Annotated in this window: 19 protein-coding genes; 4 read left to right on the top strand and 15 right to left on the bottom strand. The window is 53.4% G+C overall.

All coding sequences use genetic code 11. The annotated features are described in order from the left end of the window. Positions 1-26 precede the first annotated feature (26 nt). Complete coding sequence (locus H7K52_RS11070) at positions 27-584, bottom strand: YbaY family lipoprotein (RefSeq protein WP_008924908.1); 558 nt, start codon at positions 582-584, stop codon at positions 27-29. A gap of 190 nt (positions 585-774) precedes the next feature. Here H7K52_RS11070 and tesB point away from each other — a divergent pair, with 190 nt between their 5' ends. Further along, entirely contained in the window at positions 775-1638 is an 864-nt protein-coding gene (gene tesB / locus H7K52_RS11075) for an acyl-CoA thioesterase II (RefSeq protein ID WP_003850463.1), read from the top strand. Positions 1639-1687: 49 nt separating this feature from the next. On the opposite strand, the gene amtB is transcribed toward tesB, so the two are convergent. From amtB to H7K52_RS11100, 5 genes are all read right to left on the bottom strand, one after another. Then, complete coding sequence (amtB, locus tag H7K52_RS11080; RefSeq protein WP_003850465.1) at positions 1688-2974, bottom strand: ammonium transporter AmtB; 1287 nt, start codon at positions 2972-2974, stop codon at positions 1688-1690. 34 nt (positions 2975-3008) lie between these two features. Continuing rightward, entirely contained in the window at positions 3009-3347 is a 339-nt protein-coding gene (glnK, locus tag H7K52_RS11085; RefSeq protein WP_003850469.1) for a P-II family nitrogen regulator, read from the bottom strand. Between the two features lie 263 nt (positions 3348-3610). Beyond that, positions 3611-5380: a SmdB family multidrug efflux ABC transporter permease/ATP-binding protein gene (locus H7K52_RS11090; protein WP_182630046.1), complete on the bottom strand. Its 1770-nt coding sequence runs from the start codon at positions 5378-5380 to the stop codon at positions 3611-3613. Beyond that, entirely contained in the window at positions 5373-7142 is a 1770-nt protein-coding gene (locus H7K52_RS11095; protein WP_182630047.1) for a SmdA family multidrug ABC transporter permease/ATP-binding protein, read from the bottom strand. The genes H7K52_RS11090 and H7K52_RS11095 overlap by 8 nt, the downstream gene beginning before the upstream one ends. 24 nt (positions 7143-7166) lie before the next feature. After that, the gene (locus H7K52_RS11100) at positions 7167-7628 is read right to left on the bottom strand and encodes an Lrp/AsnC family transcriptional regulator (RefSeq protein WP_033742960.1); all 462 of its coding nucleotides are present in this window, start codon (positions 7626-7628) and stop codon (positions 7167-7169) included. A 116-nt stretch (positions 7629-7744) separates the two neighbouring features. On the opposite strand from H7K52_RS11100, the gene H7K52_RS11105 reads away from it, so the two are divergent. Beyond that, positions 7745-8779: a PLP-dependent cysteine synthase family protein gene (locus tag H7K52_RS11105; RefSeq protein ID WP_008924903.1), complete on the top strand. Its 1035-nt coding sequence runs from the start codon at positions 7745-7747 to the stop codon at positions 8777-8779. Positions 8780-8813: 34 nt separating this feature from the next. Here H7K52_RS11105 and cof read toward each other — a convergent pair whose 3' ends face one another. Continuing rightward, positions 8814-9635, bottom strand: a complete 822-nt coding sequence (gene cof / locus H7K52_RS11110; protein WP_008924902.1) for an HMP-PP phosphatase — start codon at positions 9633-9635, stop codon at positions 8814-8816. A 91-nt stretch (positions 9636-9726) separates the two neighbouring features. On the opposite strand from cof, the gene H7K52_RS11115 reads away from it, so the two are divergent. Further along, positions 9727-11445: an SgrR family transcriptional regulator gene (locus H7K52_RS11115; RefSeq protein ID WP_182630048.1), complete on the top strand. Its 1719-nt coding sequence runs from the start codon at positions 9727-9729 to the stop codon at positions 11443-11445. A 41-nt stretch (positions 11446-11486) separates the two neighbouring features. After that, the gene (gene queC / locus H7K52_RS11120; RefSeq protein WP_008924900.1) at positions 11487-12182 is read left to right on the top strand and encodes a 7-cyano-7-deazaguanine synthase QueC; all 696 of its coding nucleotides are present in this window, start codon (positions 11487-11489) and stop codon (positions 12180-12182) included. Between the two features lie 49 nt (positions 12183-12231). Here queC and H7K52_RS11125 read toward each other — a convergent pair whose 3' ends face one another. The 8 genes from H7K52_RS11125 to tig form a co-directional block, all read right to left on the bottom strand. Beyond that, entirely contained in the window at positions 12232-12630 is a 399-nt protein-coding gene (locus tag H7K52_RS11125; protein ID WP_003850485.1) for an acyl-CoA thioesterase, read from the bottom strand. A 100-nt stretch (positions 12631-12730) separates the two neighbouring features. Next, the gene (locus H7K52_RS11130) at positions 12731-13084 is read right to left on the bottom strand and encodes a ComEA family DNA-binding protein (RefSeq protein ID WP_008924899.1); all 354 of its coding nucleotides are present in this window, start codon (positions 13082-13084) and stop codon (positions 12731-12733) included. Between the two features lie 140 nt (positions 13085-13224). Continuing rightward, positions 13225-15093, bottom strand: a complete 1869-nt coding sequence (gene ppiD, locus H7K52_RS11135) for a peptidylprolyl isomerase (protein ID WP_008924898.1) — start codon at positions 15091-15093, stop codon at positions 13225-13227. Positions 15094-15342: 249 nt separating this feature from the next. Further along, positions 15343-15615 carry a nucleoid-associated protein HU-beta gene (hupB, locus tag H7K52_RS11140; RefSeq protein WP_033731763.1) on the bottom strand — a complete coding sequence of 91 codons (273 nt, stop codon included), beginning with the start codon at positions 15613-15615 and terminating at the stop codon, positions 15343-15345. 214 nt (positions 15616-15829) lie between these two features. Then, entirely contained in the window at positions 15830-18184 is a 2355-nt protein-coding gene (lon, locus tag H7K52_RS11145; RefSeq protein WP_003850493.1) for an endopeptidase La, read from the bottom strand. 186 nt (positions 18185-18370) lie between these two features. Further along, positions 18371-19642: an ATP-dependent protease ATP-binding subunit ClpX gene (clpX, locus tag H7K52_RS11150; protein WP_003850494.1), complete on the bottom strand. Its 1272-nt coding sequence runs from the start codon at positions 19640-19642 to the stop codon at positions 18371-18373. A gap of 134 nt (positions 19643-19776) precedes the next feature. Then, positions 19777-20400, bottom strand: coding sequence for an ATP-dependent Clp endopeptidase proteolytic subunit ClpP (gene clpP, locus H7K52_RS11155; RefSeq protein WP_003850496.1), 624 nt, complete (start codon positions 20398-20400; stop codon positions 19777-19779). A gap of 335 nt (positions 20401-20735) precedes the next feature. Further along, the gene (gene tig, locus H7K52_RS11160) at positions 20736-22040 is read right to left on the bottom strand and encodes a trigger factor (protein WP_039659077.1); all 1305 of its coding nucleotides are present in this window, start codon (positions 22038-22040) and stop codon (positions 20736-20738) included. Positions 22041-22234: the final 194 nt, after the last annotated feature.

Here is a 22234-nt window from a genome sequence, read left to right on the forward strand (position 1 = left end):
GGCGACAAGGTCGCCCCGAAAAGTGATTAAATATGGGTTGGTGCAGGAACAGCTGCAGACGGCGTCACCTGAGTCGGTGAGGTCGAAGGAACGGTGGTCGCTGCCCCCGGCTGGGTTGGCATCGCCATTGATGGCACGGGTACCAGCAGCAGTTCAGCTTTAGTGCCACCCTGGTTGATCACCGGCTTCACGCCTTCAGTGACAAAAGCCAGCTTGCCGTCGATTGAGATCGCTGCGCTTAACAGAATGCGCGCATTAGGCTGGATGTCGGCCGGGTTAAACGGCAGCACGAACTGGAACGGTGCCTGTTTACCTTCAGTACGCACCACGCGTTGCGACAGCACTTTTGATGGTGCATCGGATACAGAGGCATCAGACAGGGTTACCGTTAACACCGCATCCGGCGGCAGCGCAATGCGCTGGCGGATAAATACAGAGCCACTTACGTTAGGCTGCGCAATTGCCGCGGTCTGGCCTGCAACCGCAGAACCCAGAGTGGGGGTCGGAACGGGTTTACTCTTATCGGCGCATCCCGCAACAGCAAGCGCCATAATTACACCACTACACACATGCCTGAGTTTCATTGATGTCGTCTCCATTTGATCAAAATGATTGTCGGCAGCGAATCCTGCTTACAGCGTTTCACTCGCCGTATGTCCTTAATGTTGGCACAAAAATGAAATTTTGCCTGGCTCAGCTAAAGCGGAAAGTCTGATTGACGTTAACTGGTCCGATCTTTCACACTGAGCAGGTCACTTTATTGAGGAATGCGCCATGAGTCAGGCACTGCAAAATCTGCTGAATCTGTTAAATCTGGAAAAACTCGAAGAGGGTTTATATCGCGGCCAGAGCGAAGATCTGGGTCTGCGCCAGGTTTTTGGCGGTCAGGTGGTCGGTCAGGCGCTTTATGCCGCTAAGCAAACCGTTCCGCCAGATCGCGTTATCCACTCTTTCCACAGCTACTTTTTGCGGCCCGGCGATAGCCAGAAAGCGATTATCTATGATGTTGAAACGCTGCGTGATGGCAAAAGTTTCAGTGCCCGGCGGGTAAGTGCCATTCAGAATGGACAGCCGATTTTTTACATGACCGCATCGTTTCAGTCGCCGGAAAGCGGATTTGAACATCAAAATCCGATGCCTGAAGTCGTCGGGCCTGAAAACCTGTTAACTGAACAGGCGATGGCGCAGAAAATGGCACATCTTCTGCCAGAAAAGCTACGCGAGAAATTCATTGCTGAACGTCCGCTGGAGATCCGTCCGGTACAGATTCACAACCCGTTGCGGGGACATGTGGCTAAGCCTGAGCGCCAGGTCTGGATCCGTGCCACTGGCCCACTACCTGACGACTTACGTATTCATCAGTACCTGCTCGGCTATGCTTCCGATCTCAATTTCCTGCCGGTCGCGCTTCAGCCGCACGGCAAAGGCTTTTTAGAACCGGACATGCAGGTCGCCACGATCGACCATTCCATGTGGTTCCATCGCCCGTTCGACTTCACTGAATGGCTGCTCTACAGCGTAGTCAGTACCTCGGCTTCTGGCGCACGCGGTTTTGTCCGGGGTGAGTTTTACAATCAGCAAGGTGTGCTGGTGGCGTCGACGGTTCAGGAAGGCGTGATGCGTCAGCGCAGCGAATAAAAAAAGGGGCGATTTCTCGCCCCCGATTAATCTTTTCCGTACTGACACATTACTGGTTGTAAGCGTTCTCGCCGTGGCTGTTTACATCCAGACCTTCACGCTCATGCTCTTCCGGTACACGCAGACCAACAATCAGGTCAGCCAGCTTGAAGCCGATAAAGGCGACAACACCCGACCAGACGATAGTCAGGCCGACGCTGAACAGCTGCACCCAGACCTGATGGCCCATGGTAACGCCCTGTGCATAGCCCACGCCGCCCAGTGAAGAGGAAGCAAACACGCCAGTCAGAATACAGCCTACAATTCCGCAGACGCCGTGTACGCCGAACACATCGCAGGGATCATCCACACGCAGCCATTTCTTCAGGGTGGTCACACCCCACAATCCTGCCAGGCCGCCAACCAGACCGATGATCAAGGATCCGCCCACGCCAACGTAACCACAGGCTGGGGTAATCGCTACCAGACCGGCAATAAAGCCTGAACAGGCACCCAGCAGAGAAGGCTTACCACGTACCGCCCACTCGCCAAAGGTCCATGCCAGGACTGCGCCCGCGGTTGCGACGACGGTGTTCAGGAAGGCCAATGCCGCGATTTCATTTGCTGCAGACGCAGAACCGGCGTTGAAGCCGAACCAGCCAACATAAAGAATCGCGGTGCCGGTGAAGACCATTGGCAGGTTGTGTGGCTTAAAGGCCTCTTTACCAAAGCCAGCACGTTTGCCTACCAGATAAGCGCCCACCAGACCTGCTACTGCGGCGTTAATATGCACTACTGTACCGCCAGCAAAGTCCAGCGCACCATCCTGAGCCAGGAAACCGCCCGCCCACACCATGTGCGCGATAGGTAAATAGGAGAGCGTCAGCCAGACACCGACAAAAATCAGTACTGCAGAGAAGCGGATACGTTCAGCTATCGCACCGACAATCAGGCCCACGGTGATACAGGCAAATGAGGCCTGGAAAGCGACGTGGATATACTGATAGAAACTGCCCATTACGGCGGTAAGTTGAATGTTTTTCAGCATGGCCCAGCCAAAGCCACCAAAGAAAGCATTGCCTTCACTGAACGCCAGGGAGTAGCCGTAGACCACCCACAATACGCAAACCAGCGAGAAGGTCACCGCGACCTGGGTCAGCATCGACAGAACGTTTTTGCCGCGAATCAGACCACCGTAAAACAGCGCGATACCTGGAATTGACATAAACAGCACCAGCGCGGTGCAAATCATCATAAATGCGTTATCAGCCTTGTCCGCAACGGCAGGCGCAGCCATCGCGAGTGAGGGTAACAGTGCCAGGCTGGTGAGGCCCAACTTAGCTAACATTTTATTCATTTTTATTCCATCCCATCACAGTACTGAGTCTTGATTACAGAGCGGCTTCGTCGGTCTCGCCGGTACGAATACGGATGACGCGCTGCAGTTCAGCCACGAAAATCTTACCGTCGCCAATTTTGCCGGTGTAAGCCGCTTTACTGATGACATCCACCACTTCGTCCAGCTGATCATCGGCAATCGCGATATCAATTTTGACTTTTGGCAGGAAATTTACGCTGTATTCTGCGCCACGATAAAGCTCTGCATGGCCTTTCTGACGGCCAAACCCCTTCACTTCGGAGACGGTCAGTCCCTGAATGCCGATAGAGGATAAAGCTTCACGTACATCCTCCAGCTTGAATGGCTTAATTACGACGGTGACCAGCTTCATTGGATCCCCTCCAGCGAGTAAATTGGTAACGTTTATGGACACGAAGGGATATAAGCAAAGCCTGTGCCAGAGTGTAAAACTGACGTTAATCAGTGAGTCAGGCGAGACGCGGCAAGGCATGGTTTTAACCGTAGCGGAAACCTGAAGCCTGGATGAAGGGGAATACTGCCAGGGACTGCACTCCTTTGGTGCTTAAGGCGTCAAAGGAGTGCATTTGTACAGATTATTCTGATAAACATGCTCAAAAAAGGTGCAGCTCAACCTTAAGATGTTACAGGCACGCCCGACGCCAGATTTTCACCTGCCTGTTGTAGCTGATACATCTGCCAGTAGCGTCCCTGCATCGCCAGCAGTTGCTGATGGGTACCCTGCTCCACCACACGACCGCGATGAAGCACCAGAATCTTGTCCGCTTCCACAATCGTTGATAGTCGGTGCGCAATCACCACCAGCGTACTGTGCTGACGAAGCGTCGCAAGTGTCTGCTGAATCGCCTGTTCGGTACCGGAGTCGATATTGGCTGTTGCCTCGTCGAGGATAAGTATCTGCGGCAGATCAACCAGTACCCGGGCCAGCGCCAGCAGCTGCTTCTGTCCGACCGACAAATTATTGCCCTGCTCGCCCAGCCGGGTATGAATTCCCTCTGGTAAAGCCTGCGCCAGTGGCGCCAGCTGTACCTGCTGGAGCACCTGCCAGACAGCCTCTTCACTGATGTCGCGGCCCAGCCGGACATTGGCCAGCAGCGTATCGGCCAGTACGACCGGATCCTGCTGCACCATCGCGATACCGTGTCGCAGCACGGCATGACTCAGGTCACCAATAGGCCGGTCATCAATCCGGATTTCGCCGCGCGTCACCGGGTAGTAGCCCATCAGCAAATTAGCCAGAGTACTCTTGCCGCTGCCGGTATGGCCCACCAGTGCCACGAATTCACGCGGTGCGACGTCAAGATTGATATCACTGAGTACATCGCGGTTTTCACGGTAGGCAAAACTGAGATTGTTCAGGGTGATACGACCTGAAGCCAGTGGCTGCGGGTCGATGCCATATTGCTGCTGCGTAGCATCCATCAGCTCGAAAATACGCTCACCAGAAACCACCGCCTGTTGCAGCATCGATTGCTGCGTGGTCAGCTCAATCAGCGGCTCATTCAGGCGGCCCAGGTAAGTAATAAAGGCATACAACACCCCGACTTCAAACACGCCAGGCACCGAGAAGCTGAACAGGATCAGCAACCCACACAGTACCATCGCTGAAAACAGGCTCAACAGAGGGCGCAGCAGAAAGCCATCAAGACGCAGCGTCTCCATTCGCGCCAGATAGTGGGAGCGACTCGCTTCGCCCATACGCTCACCAAATCGCGCCTGCTGGCGAAACTGCTGAATCACGCTCATGCCGCTGATCACTTCGTTAAAGCCGTTGTTAATGTCTGCCAGATAACTACGAACCCGTCGGGCAATCGGCGTGCTGTAGCGCTGATAGATAAACATGACTATCAGTACCAGCGGGAAGATCATCATCGCCACCAGTGCCATACGCCAGTCAAGGCTGAACATCGCTACCATCATGGCACCAACGAGTGCAGCACTGCGCAGCACAGTGGAGACCACCGTGACGTAGAGATCGCGGATGACTTCGGTGTCGTTCGTCACACGCGAAATGATTTGACCGACCGGCTGGGTATCAAAGGCGCTCAGCGGCTGACAGAGTGCTGCATTCATCACGTCACAGCGCAACTGCTGGACCACGCCAATCGCGGCACGGTTGAATAACAGCGCCTGCCAGTAGTGCAGCCCGGCGGCCAGTAACTGAAGCAGGATAAAACTCACCACCAGTCCGGCAACGATACCCCAGGGCATCTGATGCTTCGCCACCAGATTATCAATAAAATAGCTGACCAGCACCGGGCCGGTCACTTCCGCTGCGGCAGCAATCCAGAGCATGCCAACCGCCAGCGACAGAGATTTGCGCCATGGCTTGCCGTAGCTCAGCAGACGCTTCAGGGTTGGCCACAAGCGTGCAGACTTAGCCATGCGGCACTCCTTTCTCATTTTCATCATCATCCAGTGCCGCTTCGAGTTGCTGATACCGGTACATATCACGATACCAGCCAGCACTGCTGGCCAGCGCATCGTGATCGCCTCGCTGCATCACACTGCCCTGTTGCAGCACCAGAATTTCACTGGCTTCTGTCAGCGCCGACAGGCGGTGTGCGCTGATAATCAGTGTTTTCCCCTGCCCCCAGATGCGCAGATTATGCAGGATTTCGTGTTCGGTACGTCCATCCACTGCAGAAAGTGCGTCGTACAGAATCAGGATTTCGGCATTCAGCAGGAGTGCCCTGGCAATTGAAAGACGCTGCTTCTGTCCACCGGACAGCATGACGCCGCGCTCCCCGACTTCCGTTTCATAACCCTGCGGCAGACGCAGGATATCGTCATGAACACAGGCCAGCATAGCTGCACGTTCTATCTCCAGCTGGGTTGCGCCCGGTTTCCCCAATGCAATATTGTTCGCCACACTGTCTGAGAACAGGAACGGTGTCTGGCTGACTACGGCCAGACGGCTGCGCCAGCTGTCCAGCCGTAACTGCGGCAGCGGGATCTGATGGTAGCGGATGTCACCCTGCTGAATATCAAAGTGACGCTGAATCAGGCTGAGCAGTGTGCTTTTGCCACTGCCGGTTGGCCCGCAAAGTCCCAGCATTTCACCGGGTTTCAACTGGAAGATGATATCGCTTAGCACCGGACCTGTGCTGTCCGGATAGTGAAAGGCGCGAATAGCGACCTGCAGCATGCCGGGTTGGTGGGGTAAAGATTTATCGCCATCTTCCACCGCTGGCGCTTCTGCCAGCAGCGCACCGATGCGGCTCCAGGCGGCGCTGCCGCGTTCGACAATATTAAACATCCACGCCAGCGCCAGCATTGGCCAAATCATCAGGCCGAGATACATCACAAAACTGGTGAGCTGTCCCAGCGTCATCTGATCATGCCACACCATCCAGCTGCCGCCGCCAATCGCCAGCAGGTTTGAGAAACCGATCGCGATGTAGATTGTGGGATCGAAACGGGCATCGACCCGCGCGACGCGCAGGTTTTTTTCCCCGGTATCACGGGCGATGTCGGAAAATTGCTGCGACTGATGCTGTTCCAGACCAAAGGCTTTGATCATCCGGATGCTGGTCAGGCTCTCCTGCGTCTGATCGTTGAGGCTGGAGAAGGCCGCCTGTGCCAGCTTAAAGCGGTGGTGCAACTGATTGCCGTAACGATGGATCACGATAGCCATAATCGGCATCGGCACCAGCGCCAGCAGCGTCAGTTGCCAGCTGATCTGAGTACTCATCACCAGTAACACCACACATCCCATCACCAGCGAATCGACCAGCGTCAGTACCCCTTCTCCGGCCGCAAACACCACCCGGTCCACGTCGTTGGTGGCGCGCGCGATCAGGTCGCCGGTGCGGTGACGCAGGTAAAATGCCGGTTGCTGACGACTCAACTGGCGATAAAAATCTTCGCGCAGTTCAACCGCCAGCTGGTAGGAGGCACCAAACAACAGGACGCGCCAGACATAGCGCAGCAGATAGACCACGATTGCCGTTGCCAGCATGATCCCAATCCACATCATGATGCGGCTGGAACTCATGTTGTCACGTGTTACACCATCGACAATCACGCCGACTACATGCGGCGGCAGCAACTGCAGAATAGCAATAACAATAAGCAGGATGACCGCGCCCAGATAGCGCTGCCACTCCCGCAGGAAATACCAACTTAACTGACTGAATAATCGCACAACGCTGCTCTCAATCTCAGGCCCTCAGAGGGCGACAGGTAAAGCCGTGGTGTATTTAATCTCTTCCATGGCGAAGCTGGATGTCACATCAATCAGGCCGGGCACCCCATTGACTACTCGCTTGTAAAAAGCATCATAGCTTTTCATATCGGCCACCTGAATGCGCAGCAGGTAATCATACTCCCCTGCCATGCGGTAAAAGGCCATGACCTCCGGCATGCTACTCACCACGGAGACAAAAGTCTGATACCAGTCGCGGCTGTGCTGCTGGGTTTTCACAAACATAAATGCCGTCAGTGACAGTCCGATTTTATCACCATCCAGCAACGCTACCCGAGCGCGAATAATGCCATCATCTTCCAGTTTTTTCAGGCGCTTCCAGCAGGGTGTGGTGGTAAGGTTGACGGCATCCGCCAATGCCTGCAGTGACAGGGTACAGTCCTGCTGCAGTAGCGCGAGCAATTTGAGGTCAGTTTTATCTAACATTCGGGGCTCCGAGAGAATCATTTTCTCCATTACCGCGATTTTAGCGGTAATTTTGCAATCTCTTTTTCCTGCACGTGCCATAAAATAGTCTCATTATTTTTTATCGGACGCCTGAGATGCACACTTGCTGGATTCGTCACGCTATCAACGAAATTAATGCTGACTTTCAACGATCGGCAGAGACCCACTTGATCCGGTTCGATCTGGCGGATTTTCCCGGCATCTGGTTCTATCTGAAAGATGAGAGCACCCATCCCAGTGGCAGTCTTAAACATCGGCTGGCACGATCTCTTTTTCTTTACGGCCTTTCTAATGGCTGGATTAAACAGGATACGCCGATTATAGAAGCCTCGTCAGGCAGCACTGCCGTTTCTGAGGCGTACTTCGCAAGGCTGCTGGGCCTGCCGTTTATTGCAGTGATGCCCGCCAGTACAGCGAAGCGTAAAATTGAGCAGATCGCGTTTTATGGCGGACAGTGCCATTTTGTCGAGGATCCCTGCCAGCTTTACGCAGAGTCTGAACGGCTGGCGCGGCAGCTGAATGGCCATTTTATGGATCAGTTTACTTACGCTGAACGCGCGACAGACTGGCGTGGCAATAACAACATTGCAGAGAGCATCTTTCGTCAGATGCAGCACGAGCCCTATCCCATTCCCCATACTGTCATCATGAGTGCAGGCACCGGCGGCACTTCAGCGACCCTGGGCCGCTATATTCGTTACCAGGGACTGGAAACGAAAATGCTGGTAGTGGATCCGCAGCATTCTGTCTTTTTCGACTACTGGAGGCAGCGTGATGCCACTCTGACCAGCACGCGCGGCAGCATGATCGAGGGGATTGGCCGTCCACGGGTAGAACCCTCGTTTATGCCTGACGTGATCGATGAAATGATAAAAGTGCCGGATGGTGCGACGCTGGCCGCCATGCTGAAACTGGAAAAGATTCTGGGACGCAAACCTGGCGCCTCTACCGGCACTAATTTCTGGGGCATGATGCAGGTGGCGAAACGCTTACGGGCGGCAAATCAGCAAGGGGCGCTGGTGACACTGCTTTGCGACAGTGGCGAACGTTATCCCGATAGCTACTATCAGCCAGAGTGGGTAGCAAAACATATTGGCGATATCACGCCGTGGCAGCGCGAGCTGGAATAAAAAACCGGACATCCTGTCCGGTGCACGGCAATCCTCAGCATTCGGGGGAATACGCGAGGTCAGGTGTAGCCAGCCAGTGATTTAAATAGTGAGACACTGCCTGTGTCTCGCAATGCCCTAATACGGGTAAATGCGGAAGTGCGGCTTTCAATTGCGCCATCGCATTGCCCATGATGAAGCCCTGCCCGACCTGCGCCAGCATCTCGCGATCGTTCATCGCATCACCAAACGCCATACATTCCGCCATTGTCAGCGACAGGTGATCACATAACAGCGCCAGCGCGCTGCCTTTGTTGCAGTGAGCGGGCAAGACCTCCAGCGTGTCCACCCCAGAGAAGCAGATCGTAGCCTGCTCGCCCAATGCGGCATCCAGCGAGATCTTTAGCCGACACAGATTCTGATGCTGATCAATAAAGCAGATTTTTGTCACCTGATGCGCAGGCAGCTTTTTAAGATCGCACAGTTGATAACCGAATCCGCTCATCTGATGGGCCACCAGCAGCTCCGGAGCAGGTCGATCGGTAAACCACCCCTGATCGTTGAAAATATGGATTGTCGCGGTGGTATCCCAGTGGCGGTGGATGACCTCTTCAGCGACGGCAGGAGGCAGATCACGTGCGAAGATAAGATTGCCAGACCGATCGTGTACGCGGGTGCCATTACCGGTGATCAGCCATGCGGGAAGTGTCATTTTTTCCCGCAGGATCTGCATTTCCTGCAGATGGCGGCCCGTTGCCAGCGCGAGATTAACATCACGCAGATGCAATGCCTGCAAACTCTCCAGAGTCTGCTGCCCCAACTGATGATTCGGCAGCAACAATGTGCCATCCATATCGAACGCGGCTAAACGCACCATGATTCCCCTCCTGCTGAAAGATGGCTTTACTATTGCCTGTAAATTGCGGAACTAATAGTGAATACTTAAAAAAAACTGTTCCGGGTTTAGCATGCGCCAACTTAATCGCCTTAATCAGTTTCAACGTCTGTGGCAGCAGAGTCTGGGCGCCTCTCAGCAGACCTGCGTGGCAGAGATGGCACGCCACTGCATCTGCAGCGAACGCCATCTGCGAACGTTGCTGTCACAGTGGCAGCACGCAGGCTGGCTTCACTGGCATGGCGAGCCAGGCCGTGGCAAGCAGGGGCAATTAACGTTTCTGCAAACGCCTGAACAATTACGACAGCAGTTGCTGCAACGCCAGCTTGATGCCGGAGAGGCGGCGGATGCTTTGCAGTTGCTGGATCTGGCACCGGAAAGGCTGATCAATATGCTGCGGCCACTCATGGGTGGTCAGTGGCAGAACGATACGCCGGTTCTGCGTATTCCCTACTATCGCCCGATGGAAAGCACTGAGCCGCGCCAGATTGCCGGACGGGCTGAACAGCATCTGGTGCGCCAGATCTACTCAGGACTGACCCGGTTTGAACAGGATGAGCCGGTGGGCGATTTGGCACACCACTGGCAACATGATGAGGCATCATGTAGCTGGTTATTCTGGTTACGGCCTCAGCTAATGTGGCACAACGACGAGCCAGTGCAGGCCGCACAACTGGTGACGCAATTCCGTCAGCTATTGCACGATACCCGCGTGCGTGTATTGCTGGCTGATGTGATTAGCGTGGATGCCCCCCATCCGCTTGCGCTGCGGTTTATCCTGCGACGCCCTGACTTCTGGCTGCCTCATCGCCTTGCCCATCTGTTATGCCTGTTGCCCCATCCTGATGATGCTGTCATTGGCAGCGGCCCATGGAAACTGGCGCACTTTAGTCCTGAACTGGTCAGGATTGAAAGTCATTCCCGCTGGCATCTGCAGCGGCCGCTGTTGCAAGCCGTTGAGTACTGGATTACGCCTCAGTTGTTTGATCCTGCTCTCGGCAGTAGCTGTCGTCATCCGGTGCAAATTGCCATAGGGGATGCCAATGAGCTCAGGACGTTACAACCGGTGAGCAGCAGCATCAGTCTGGGCTTCTGTTATCTGGTCTGCCGACCACGAGCCGGATTTACGCGCGATCAGGCACGTACGCTTTTTCAGCTAATTCAGCAAAGCGGCATCGTCAGCCGGTTGCCACTGGATGAAGGATTAATCACGCCCAGCAGCGAACTGTTACCTGGCTGGGATGTGCCGCGGATTAATCGTGTCCCGGTCCCCTTGCCGGCGACACTGACGCTGCATTATCAGTTACCGGTTGAATTACACCAGATGTCACAGGCGCTGGTTGCCCTGTTAAAACGGCACGGTTGCAGCCTGAACGTAGTGTTTCACCCGGTAAAAAACTGGCACCGCATTGAGCAACTCGATGAAGCAGATATCGTGATGGGTGACAGGCTGATTGGCGATGCGCCGGTCTTTACATTGGCCAACTGGTTGCAGAGCGATCCGCTATGGCGGCCGCTGTGGGTCACACCAGAGGGCGAAGACGTCCAGGCGCAACTGCTGGCTATTCAGCAGATCGCGGACAGCAACATTCGTACTCACACGCTTCACCAGCTTTATCATCAGCTGATGATGAAGGGCATTCTGCTGCCGCTGTTCAATTATCGCTACCAAATCCACGCACCGCCTGGCGTTGAAGGCATTGAGCTCAACACCCTGGGCTGGTTCGATTTCAGTCGCGCCTGGATTCCACCGCCCATTGATCCGCCTTGCAGCTGTTCAGCAGCGGACTGAGGCATTACCATAAGCGCAAAATTAATGACCAGGAAAACACCATGAAACGCGCTGTTGTAGTTTTCAGCGGTGGACAAGACTCCACTACCTGTCTGATTCAGGCCTTAGAGCAATATGATGAGGTTCACTGCGTCACGTTCGATTATGGACAACGCCACCGGGAAGAGATTGAGGTTGCCCGGGATCTGGCCAGTAAACTGGGCGCGCGCGCGCATAAAGTACTGGATGTGACCATGCTGAACGAACTCGCCGTCAGCAGCCTGACACGGGATAACATTCCGGTGCCGGCTTACAATCCTGAGGCCAGTGGTTTACCCAGTACGTTCGTGCCGGGCCGCAATATTCTCTTTCTGACGCTGGCCTCGGTTTACGCCTACCAGGTTGAAGCGGAAGCGGTGATCACTGGCGTCTGTGAGACCGATTTCTCTGGCTATCCCGATTGCCGTGATGAGTTTGTTAAAGCGCTGAACCATGCGGTGTCGCTTGGCATGGCGCGCGAAGTTCGTTTTGAGACGCCGCTGATGTGGCTCAACAAAGCGGAAACCTGGGCGCTGGCGGACTACTGGCAGCAGCTTTCGCTGGTACGCGAGCAGACGCTGACCTGCTATAACGGCGTGAAAGGTGACGGATGTGGTGAGTGTGCTGCCTGCAATTTAAGGGCTAATGGCTTGCAGGGGTATCTCAACGATCGTGATAGCGTAATGGCCGCGATGAAAGCTAAGAGCGGCCTTAGTTAAGGCACTCTGGCGTGGCGGCAGAGAATTTAGTTTGCCGCCTTTACCCGGTTTATGCCATCAGACGCATCAGTCGCTCGCGTAATTCTCCTTCCAGCGCAACCGCCTTCTGGGTCCGCAAATCAATACAGACAAACGTGAGGGCAGCATCCGCCACGACGGTTTCCTGACCTGCCAGCAAAACCCGCTGCGCAATAATGCCGCTTTTACCATTCAACTGCGTGATTGCACTGTCGATAGTGAGTACGTCGCCCAGCACGGCCGGGCGACGATAATTGATGTTGATGTTGACCACCACAAAAGCCAGTTTCTGTTCCTGCAACCAGTGGAATGCTTCAACCTCTTCCAGCCATTCCCAGCGAGCTTCCTCAAGAAACTCAAGATAGCGTGCATTGTTGACGTGCTGATAGACATCCAGATGATAGCCGCGCACTTTTATGGTGGTCTGCATGGTCATGCTCTCCTGCTACTGTAAGTTAACTGGTTGGACCTGTTCACTTTAGCAGAGTCGCCTGCTCAGCGCGGCTTAAGCATCACAGATGTGTACTGCCTCACAATTTCAGCCTGCCCGCATTCCGCTCTATCAACGCGTTGCCAATGCCCGGCACTTCGCTAAGTTGCTGAATTGCGCTAAAGGGCCCGTACTGTTCGCGATAGCTCACAATCGCCTGGGCTTTTTTCAACCCTACGCCATTCATGACGGCAGTGAGCTGTTCCGCTGTCGCGTCATTGATACTGACCTGCTCCTGCTGTGGCTGTAAGGGTGATGCCGGCTTTGACGCGGATAGTGCGCTCTGCGTGACAGCGTCGCTGGCAGATTCAGGGGCCGCAGAGACGCTGGTATGACAGAGTGCACCACCCAGCGCGAGGGAAAGATAAAGGGCAACGAGTTTAGGTTTAGCCATGCTGTGTTTCTCCTTGTGTTTAAACAGCAGCGACAGCGTGTCACCGCTGCGCACAAGGCACAAAAGTGGAATTGCAGAAATGGAAAAGGCCGCGAATGCGGCCTTTGATTGTTACTGTTGTTGCACTGTTTCTGCGAGGCTTACTGCATTTGTGCAGCAGCGCCGTACTTAATTTTGGCTTCTTTACGCAGGTTTTGCAGCAACGCTTCAAACGTCAGCTGTGCATTATTCTGCGTGACGCCTTTGACCATTTCGTCAATCTGCGCCTGCGGCATGCTACCCGTTTTAACTTTATCAACCGCCACCAGTACCACGTTGCCCTGCATATCTTCGCTCACACCCCATGAAGGTTTATTTTCCGCGGGCTGAGGGAGATTAAAGGCCGCCTGTGCAACAGGATCCTGCGCGTTACGGTCAACAGTTTTGCTGGCGCTCAGGGTCAGACCCGCGGCAGTCAGCGCATCCTGCTTACCGGCTTTGAGATCGGTCAGGAGTTTATCCGCCTGGGCTTTCGCCTGCTGCGTCGCTTTATCATGCTTAAGCGTGTCCGTGATCTGCGCCTTAACCTGATCCAGCGGTTTTACCGCTTCTGGTTTGTGCTCACTGATACGCAGCACAAAGGCACGATCGCCATCAACAGTGATGATATCGGAGTTGTTGCCCGGCGCGCCGTTTTGCCCCACAAGGCCACCATTAAAGATCGCCTGCTTCACCGCATCGAAGTTCAGTGCGTCTGGCAGCGTATCCTGGCTGAACCAGCCGGTCTCTTTCGCTTTCAGACCCGAAGCCTGCTCCGCACCCGCCAGTGACTCATTGTCATTGCTGGCTGCTTCGCTGACTTTCTGTTGCAGTTTGTAGAAGGCATCAACGCCCTTTTCCTGCTTCACTTTCGCGGCAATGGCGCTGCGAACGTCATTCAGCGGCTTAACCTGCTCTGGCTGAATATCGTCGAGACGAACGACCAGGAAACCCACTGAGGATTTGATCACGCCTGACATCTGGCCTTTCTGAGTCAGACCCGCATTTTTCAGCTCATCCGGCGTCGTTGAAGGTTCCAGCCAGCCCATATCACCGCCCTTACGCGCAGAAATAGGGTCGATTGATTTGGCTTTCGCCACATCCGCGAAGCTGGCGCCACCTTTCAGCTGGGCCAGTACCGCATTGGCATCGGCTTCAGTTTTAGTCTGAATCACGCTGTAACGCGTACGCTGCGGCTGTGTATAGTCTGCTTTATGCTGGTCGTACCAGGCCTGAATATCCGCCTCGCTGGCATCCTGTTGCATGCTGGCCGCATCCATCAGGATATAGCTGACACGGAACTGTTCCGGCGCCATAAAACTGGTTTTATGCTGCTGATAATACTGACTGATTTCATCGTCGGTGACGGTTTGCTTCGCCGCCAGCGCGTTGACGTCCAGCGTCGCCTGACGAATGTCACGCTGTTGTGAAACCAGGTCCACCAGTTTACTGGCTTCGCCTTTGAGCGTGAAATCGGTGTTAGCAACGGCATTAATCAGCTGCTGATTAGAAAGTTGCTTACGCAATGCTTCAGCGTACTGGTCAGCACTGAAACCCATGTTGCCGATCAGAGCCAGATATTTCGCATTGTCGAATTTGCCGTTGGTCTGGAAAGCCTGCTGATTGAAGATAGCCTGCTTAACCTGATCGTCACTGATGCTGAGGTGGAGATCTTTGATGTAGCTGTCAAGCAGCGCCTGATCGATTAACTGCGACAGCGCCTGCTGGCGGATCTGCTGCATGTAGCCATCGTTGCTGGCCAACTGCGAGAACTGGTCGCCCAGCATCTGCTGCTGACGGCTGCGTTCGCTGTTGAACGCCTGCTCCAGCTGTCCACGGCTGATCTCCTGACCATTAACTTTGGCCGCATAATCGTTATTGCCGCCAATCAGATAGTTGCCAACGCCCGTCAGCACAAAGGAGACCATAATCAGTCCCAGAATAATCTTGAGCACGACATTGTTCGACGCCGCGCGTAAATTGTCCATCATGGTATGGCAACACTCCGCTGTAGTGTGAATGTAAAGCTCGGTCGCAATTCGCCACTCGCTGGCGACTCACGCAACTGCAGGCTTAGCTGGCAGTCTCAATCCGGTCCAGGTCCATCTTACGGCCCGATTCTCACCGGTTAAAACAAAAAAAAGGCACATCAGATTGATGTGCCCGTATGTTACATGAGAACGGGTTAATCGTCCTCTAATCCACTGAAGAAAATGCGTCAATGAATCTATTCGTTGTTATTAATTGACAGCGTCTTTCAATGCTTTACCAGCACGGAAACCGGGAACTTTACCGGCCGGAATGGTGATCTCTTTACCGGTTTGCGGATTACGACCGGTACGTGCAGCGCGGTCACGCACAGAGAATGTGCCGAAACCCACCAGAGCCACTTCATCACCCTCTTTCAGCGCATCTGAAACTGAGCCCATAAATGCATCTAAAACACGTCCTGCAGCAGCTTTAGAAATATCAGCATCGGCAGCAATTTTGTCGATCAATTGTGACTTATTCACTCTATTCATCCCCTCTTTTATTATTTCACATCGCACCCTGCATCCAGCCAGGTCCGAGCGCGCAGCAAGTTATATCAAGCCAGTGACGCCGAAACAACGTAATTTCTCTGAGAACGTCGCGTCGGCAGCCACCTAAATTAGCGGCACAAAAAAAAGCTGGCAAGCGCCAATTGCCTTGCCAGCTCCGCTTTTTAACGGTTTATGCCGTTAATCACTATTTTGCTGTCGCGACCTGCATGCCGTATGGCGCATTTTCCAGTGCCAGATTCAGCACCTCTTCAATGCGTTTCACCGGATGAATCTCCAGATCGGCAATCACGTTCTGTGGAATTTCTTCCAGATCACGCTTGTTGTCGTCCGGGATCAGCACAGTTTTAATACCGCCACGGTGTGCTGCCAGCAGTTTTTCTTTCAGCCCACCAATCGGCAGTACCTGACCACGAAGGGTAATTTCACCGGTCATGGCGACATCTGCACGAACCGGGTTACCGGTCAGACAGGAAACCAGCGCAGTACACATGGCGATACCGGCACTTGGACCATCTTTCGGTGTGGCGCCTTCTGGCACGTGAACGTGAATATCACGTTTTTCGTAGAAGTCACCATTGATGCCAAGCTTCTCGGCACGGGCACGCACTACGGTCAGTGCAGCCTGAATCGACTCCTGCATCACTTCACCCAGAGAACCGGTGTAAGTCAGTTTGCCTTTACCCGGCACGCAGGCGGTTTCAATGGTCAGCAGATCGCCACCCACTTCCGTCCAGGCCAGGCCAGTAACCTGACCGACACGGTTTTCACTGTCAGCACGGCCATAGTCAAAGCGCTGTACGCCCAGGAAGTCCTTGAGGTTTTCGCCATTGATGGTGATGTGCTTCTTAGTCTTGTCCATCAGCAGTGATTTCACCGCTTTACGACACAACTTCGACAGCTCACGCTCAAGGCTACGCACACCGGCTTCACGGGTGTAGTAACGGATAATGCCGACAATCGCGCTGTCTTCAACCGTAATTTCGCTGGCTTTCAGGGCGTTACGTTCAATCTGCTTAGTCAGCAGATGCTGCTTAGCGATATTCAGCTTTTCATCTTCGGTGTAACCCGACAGACGAATCACTTCCATACGATCCAGCAGCGGTGCCGGAATATTCATTGAGTTCGACGTTGCCACAAACATCACATCAGAGAGGTCATAGTCGACTTCCAGATAGTGGTCGTTGAACGCAATGTTCTGCTCAGGATCAAGCACTTCCAGCAGGGCAGACGCAGGATCGCCACGCATGTCAGAAGACATTTTGTCGATCTCATCCAGCAGGAACAGCGGGTTTTTAACCCCCACTTTCGCCATTTTCTGGATTAATTTACCCGGCATAGAGCCGATGTAAGTACGGCGGTGACCACGGATTTCTGCTTCATCACGCACGCCACCCAGCGCCATACGCACATATTTACGTCCGGTCGCTTTCGCGATCGACTGACCCAGAGAAGTTTTACCTACCCCTGGCGGTCCGACGAGGCAGAGAATCGGCCCTTTGATTTTGCTGACGCGACTTTGAACCGCAAGATACTCAAGAATACGATCCTTCACGCGCTCCAGGCCGTAATGGTCGGTATCCAGCGTCTCCTGCGCTTTACGCAGATCTTTCTTCACTTTGCTGCGCGCGTTCCACGGAACCTGAACCATCCAGTCGATGTAGCCGCGAACCACGGTGGCTTCAGCGGACATCGGGGACATCATTTTCAGCTTCTGCAGTTCGGCTTCCGCTTTCTCGCGCGCTTCTTCCGGCATTTTGGCCGCGTCGATTTTGCGTTTTAACGCTTCGTACTCATCAGGCGCGTCATCCATCTCGCCCAGCTCTTTCTGAATCGCCTTCATCTGCTCATTCAGATAGTACTCGCGCTGGCTTTTCTCCATCTGCTTCTTAACACGGTTGCGAATACGCTTCTCAACCTGCAGCAGATCGATTTCAGATTCCATCATCGCCATCAGATATTCCAGACGCTCGTTGACGTCGGACATCTCCAGCACAGACTGTTTGTCTGCCAGTTTCAGTGGCATATGTGCTGCGACAGTGTCGGCAAGGCGGGCCGCATCGTCAATATTGTTCAGCGAGGTTAAAACCTCTGGTGGGATCTTTTTATTGAGTTTGATGTAGCCTTCAAACTGATTGATCGCCGTGCGTACCAGCACTTCCTGCTCGCGCTCTTCGATCTCTGGCGAAACCAGATATTCAGCTTGTGCCACAAAATGGTCACCGTTATCGGCCAGCGTCGTAATGTGGGCGCGCTGTAAACCTTCGACCAGAACTTTGACGGTGCCGTCCGGCAGTTTCAGCATTTGCAATACTGAGGCTACGGTCCCTACTGAAAAGAGATCGTTAATGCCAGGTTCATCCGTTGAAGCCTCTTTCTGTGCGACCAGCATGATTTTTTTATCATGATCCATTGCGGCTTCAAGGCACCGAATTGATTTTTCCCGGCCAACAAACAACGGAATTACCATGTGCGGATAAACCACCACGTCGCGCAGCGGCAACACGGGGATTTCAATGCGTTCAGAACGCTCAGGATTCATAGAGCTCTCTCTTTGTTTAATGTCCGCCAGGTGATGGGAACCGCATCAGGCAGGTATGCAGTTAAACCCACAGGTATCTGAGTATATGGGGATGCTTATCCGACATTCAACGTCACAGAGGCGAGAAAAGCAAAAGGGGAAACATTTTCCCCTTTTTTATTATGACAACATGGACGATCTGTTTAATTATTCGCCAGACGCCTGCGCTTCATGCTTACCATAGATCAACATGGGCTCAGACTGACCTTCAATAACTGATTCATCAATCACTACTTTTTCCACGTCGTCCATGGAAGGCAGATCATACATCGTTTCCAGCAATGCGCCTTCTACGATGGAACGCAGACCACGTGCACCGGTTTTACGTGACATCGCTTTCTTCGCAATGGCAGTTAACGCCTCGTCACGGAACTCCAGCTCAACGCCTTCCAGGTTAAACAGCGCCTGGTACTGTTTCGTCAGGGCGTTTTTAGGTTCACGCAGAATCTGAATCAGTGCTTCTTCGCTCAGTTCGCTCAGAGTGGCAACCACTGGCAGACGACCGATGAACTCAGGAATCAGACCAAATTTGATCAAATCCTCGGGTTCACACTGTGAAAGCAATTCGCCTTCGCTGGCTTTCTGCGACTTCCCTTTCACGGTGGCGCCGAAACCAATACCGGATCCGGTTTCAACACGCTGGGAAATCACTTTGTCCAGGCCGGCAAATGCGCCGCCGCAGATAAACAGAATTTTCGAGGTATCAACCTGCAAAAACTCCTGCTGCGGATGCTTACGTCCACCCTGCGGTGGAACGGCAGCGACGGTGCCTTCAATCAGCTTAAGCAGAGCCTGCTGTACGCCTTCACCTGACACGTCACGGGTAATCGACGGGTTATCTGACTTGCGTGAGATTTTGTCGATTTCATCGATATAAACGATGCCGCGCTGTGCTTTCTGAACGTCGTAATCACACTTCTGCAGCAGTTTCTGGATGATGTTTTCAACGTCTTCACCCACATAACCGGCTTCAGTCAGCGTAGTGGCGTCAGCCATGGTGAACGGCACATCCAGCAGGCGTGCAAGGGTTTCTGCCAGCAGCGTTTTACCACTACCGGTCGGACCAATCAGCAGAATGTTACTTTTGCCCAGTTCAATGCCATTGCTGGTATCGCCGTTGCGCAAACGCTTGTAGTGGTTGTAAACGGCAACCGCCAGCACTTTCTTCGCTCTTTCCTGGCCGATGACATAATCATCAAGGTGATGGCGAATTTCATGTGGGGTTGGCAACGCACTACGTTCACGATGCGGCGCAACTTCTTTAATCTCTTCGCGAATGATGTCGTTGCACAGGTCAACACATTCATCGCAGATATACACTGACGGCCCGGCAATCAGCTTTCGCACTTCATGCTGGCTTTTGCCGCAAAAAGAGCAGTACAGCAACTTTCCTGAACCGTCTTTGCGCTTATCTGTCATCAGTTAACCTCTTCTAGTTCTCAGGCCATACACGCGTACGGCTCAGGCCGTGCAGAGACGGCCGAAATTCATTCAACCCATAATAGTACCGTTACCCTGTTAACTATAGACCAGGGACAACGGTAAGTCGGGTCTTATTGGCGATGCGTCAGAATTGAATCGACTAATCCATACTCTACCGCTTCACTTGCAGAGAGGAAACGATCACGCTCGGTATCGCGCTCAATTTCTTCCAGCGTTTTACCGGTATGCTCAGCCATCAGCTCATTCATACGCTGCTTAACTTTCAGGATCTCGCGCGCATGGATCTCAATATCTGACGCCTGGCCCTGATAGCCGCCCAGCGGCTGGTGGATCATTACACGTGAGTTTGGCAGACAGAAACGTTTACCTTTGGTACCCGCCGTCAGCAGGAACGCACCCATTGAACAGGCCTGTCCCATACAGATGGTGCTGACATCCGGTTTAATAAATTTCATGGTGTCGTAGATCGACATACCGGCCGTGATCACACCGCCAGGTGAGTTGATGTACAGATAGATATCTTTTTCCGGATTTTCAGCTTCCAGAAACAGCATCTGCGCCACGATCAGATTTGCCATGTGGTCTTCAACCTGGCCGGTCAGAAAAATGACACGCTCTTTCAGCAGACGGGAGTAGATGTCGTATGAACGCTCACCACGCGAAGTTTGTTCAACCACCATTGGCACCAGCGCATTGTGCGGTGCAGTATATTCACGATCGCCACTGTATGACATTACCGTCTCCTGGATAAATTTCATTGGCAACATTCTGTACCGATTCTACGTAAGACGCGCGGGAAACTCCACGTCGCACCTTTTCCGACACCTTCAGGACGGTTAATCAGCCAGCCTCACTCTCATTTCTGCATACTCCCACTATCTGGGGATGCTGCACGCATGTTTCAAGCATAACAATCTTTTCCCTGTTCGCTAACCCGGAAAAAGCGATGCGTGAATAATTTGCCGATTAATTAAACAAATAGCAGCGAAGAGTGCCGTTCTGTACGCAAAACACAAAAAAGCCCGTGACTTTTCAGTCACGGGCTTAGCACAGACGGTTAAATGTGAGATCAGGCCTGAGCGGTCTGATTCATCAGATCCTGGAAGTTGGTCTCTTTCTCAGTCACTTTAGCTTTCGCCAGGACTGCTTCAACCGCTTGCTCTTCCAGCGCGACGTTGCGCATATTGTTCATCAGCTCGTTATTCTTGCTGTAGAACTCGATCACTTCCTGCGGATCTTCATACGCAGAAGCCATCTCTTCGATCATGGTGCTTACGCGTGCTTCGTCAGCTTTCAGCTCATGGGTACGAATCACTTCGCCCAGCAGCAGACCGACAACAACACGGCGTTTAGCCTGCTCTTCGAACAGTTCGCGTGGCAGTTCCAGCGCCTGCTGTTCGTTGCCACCGAAACGCTGTGCAGCCTGACGACGCAGAACGTCGATTTCGCTGTCAACCAGCGCAGCTGGCACGTCGATTTCGTTAGCTTCAACCAGACCGTCGATCGCCTGCGTTTTGATGCGGTTACGGATAGCGCCTTTCAGCTCGCGATCCATGTTCTTACGCACTTCGGTACGCAGACCGGCAACTGAACCATCTTCAACGCCGAAACGTTTGATGAACTCTTCAGTCAGCTCTGGCAGTTCGCGCGTTTCAACTTTCTTCAGCACGATCTCGAACTTCGCATCTTTCCCTTTCAGGGTTTCTGCGTGGTAGTCGTCCGGGAATTTCACATCGATAGTGAAAGTCTCGCCCGCTTTGTGACCCACAACGCCTTCTTCAAAGCCTGGGATCATGCGGCCCTGGCCCATGGCCAGAACGAAATCAGTGGCTTTGCCGCCTTCGAACTCTTCACCGTCAACAGAACCGTTGAAATCGATAGTGGCACGATCTTCCGGGCCTGCAGCAGCGTCGCTTTCGATCCAGTTGGCCTGCTGCTTACGCAGCGTGTCCAGCATGGTATCAACGTCAGCGTCAGTGACTTCAACGACTGGTTTTTCGACTTCGATGTTTTCCAGGCCTTTCAGCTCAACTTCCGGATAAACTTCGAATTCAACCGCGTAAGTGAAATCCTGACCTTCTTTGTACTCACCTGGCACGTAGTTTGGTGCGCCAGCCGGGTTAATTTTTTCTTTGATGATGGCGTCAACGAAGTTGCGCGTCATCAGCTCGCCCAGCACGTCCTGACGGACAGAAGCGCCATAACGCTGCGCAACGATGTTCATCGGCACTTTGCCTTTACGGAAACCATCGATACGGACTTTCCTGGCAACGTCAACCAGTTCTTTTTTTACTGCACTTTCGATGCTGTCAGCTGCAACAGTAATCGTAATGCGACGGCCCAGGCCCTGAGTGGTTTCTACAGAAACTTGCATCTTGTTACCTCAAAAAATCACGTGCTCGGTCAACTTCAGACACCACACATAGTGAAATGCGCCGTATCCAACAACCGGGACGGCTTCCGTGAAGAGAACCTGATCCCTGTTACCAGAAGCGTCCCGAAGACATTCCGGAAAAATAGACGCAGCATTATAGCGGCATCGCTGGAATGAGTCGAGGACGCTAACTC

This window comes from Pantoea hericii (assembly GCF_014155795.1).
In the GTDB taxonomy this organism is placed as follows: Bacteria; Pseudomonadota; Gammaproteobacteria; order Enterobacterales; family Enterobacteriaceae; genus Pantoea; species Pantoea eucalypti.

Excerpts from the sequence above, each read along its gene's own strand:
- H7K52_RS11070 (WP_008924908.1), bottom strand. The coding sequence starts at position 584 with ATGAAACTCAGGCATGTGTGTAGTGGTGTAATTATGGCGCTTGCTGTT.
- tesB (WP_003850463.1), top strand. The coding sequence starts at position 775 with ATGAGTCAGGCACTGCAAAATCTGCTGAATCTGTTAAATCTGGAAAAA.
- amtB (WP_003850465.1), bottom strand. The coding sequence starts at position 2,974 with ATGAATAAAATGTTAGCTAAGTTGGGCCTCACCAGCCTGGCACTGTTA.
- glnK (WP_003850469.1), bottom strand. The coding sequence starts at position 3,347 with ATGAAGCTGGTCACCGTCGTAATTAAGCCATTCAAGCTGGAGGATGTA.
- H7K52_RS11090 (WP_182630046.1), bottom strand. The coding sequence starts at position 5,380 with ATGGCTAAGTCTGCACGCTTGTGGCCAACCCTGAAGCGTCTGCTGAGC.
- H7K52_RS11100 (WP_033742960.1), bottom strand. The coding sequence starts at position 7,628 with ATGTTAGATAAAACTGACCTCAAATTGCTCGCGCTACTGCAGCAGGAC.
- H7K52_RS11105 (WP_008924903.1), top strand. The coding sequence starts at position 7,745 with ATGCACACTTGCTGGATTCGTCACGCTATCAACGAAATTAATGCTGAC.
- cof (WP_008924902.1), bottom strand. The coding sequence starts at position 9,635 with ATGGTGCGTTTAGCCGCGTTCGATATGGATGGCACATTGTTGCTGCCG.
- H7K52_RS11115 (WP_182630048.1), top strand. The coding sequence starts at position 9,727 with ATGCGCCAACTTAATCGCCTTAATCAGTTTCAACGTCTGTGGCAGCAG.
- queC (WP_008924900.1), top strand. The coding sequence starts at position 11,487 with ATGAAACGCGCTGTTGTAGTTTTCAGCGGTGGACAAGACTCCACTACC.
- H7K52_RS11125 (WP_003850485.1), bottom strand. The coding sequence starts at position 12,630 with ATGCAGACCACCATAAAAGTGCGCGGCTATCATCTGGATGTCTATCAG.
- H7K52_RS11130 (WP_008924899.1), bottom strand. The coding sequence starts at position 13,084 with ATGGCTAAACCTAAACTCGTTGCCCTTTATCTTTCCCTCGCGCTGGGT.
- ppiD (WP_008924898.1), bottom strand. The coding sequence starts at position 15,093 with ATGATGGACAATTTACGCGCGGCGTCGAACAATGTCGTGCTCAAGATT.
- lon (WP_003850493.1), bottom strand. The coding sequence starts at position 18,184 with ATGAATCCTGAGCGTTCTGAACGCATTGAAATCCCCGTGTTGCCGCTG.
- clpX (WP_003850494.1), bottom strand. The coding sequence starts at position 19,642 with ATGACAGATAAGCGCAAAGACGGTTCAGGAAAGTTGCTGTACTGCTCT.
- clpP (WP_003850496.1), bottom strand. The coding sequence starts at position 20,400 with ATGTCATACAGTGGCGATCGTGAATATACTGCACCGCACAATGCGCTG.
- tig (WP_039659077.1), bottom strand. The coding sequence starts at position 22,040 with ATGCAAGTTTCTGTAGAAACCACTCAGGGCCTGGGCCGTCGCATTACG.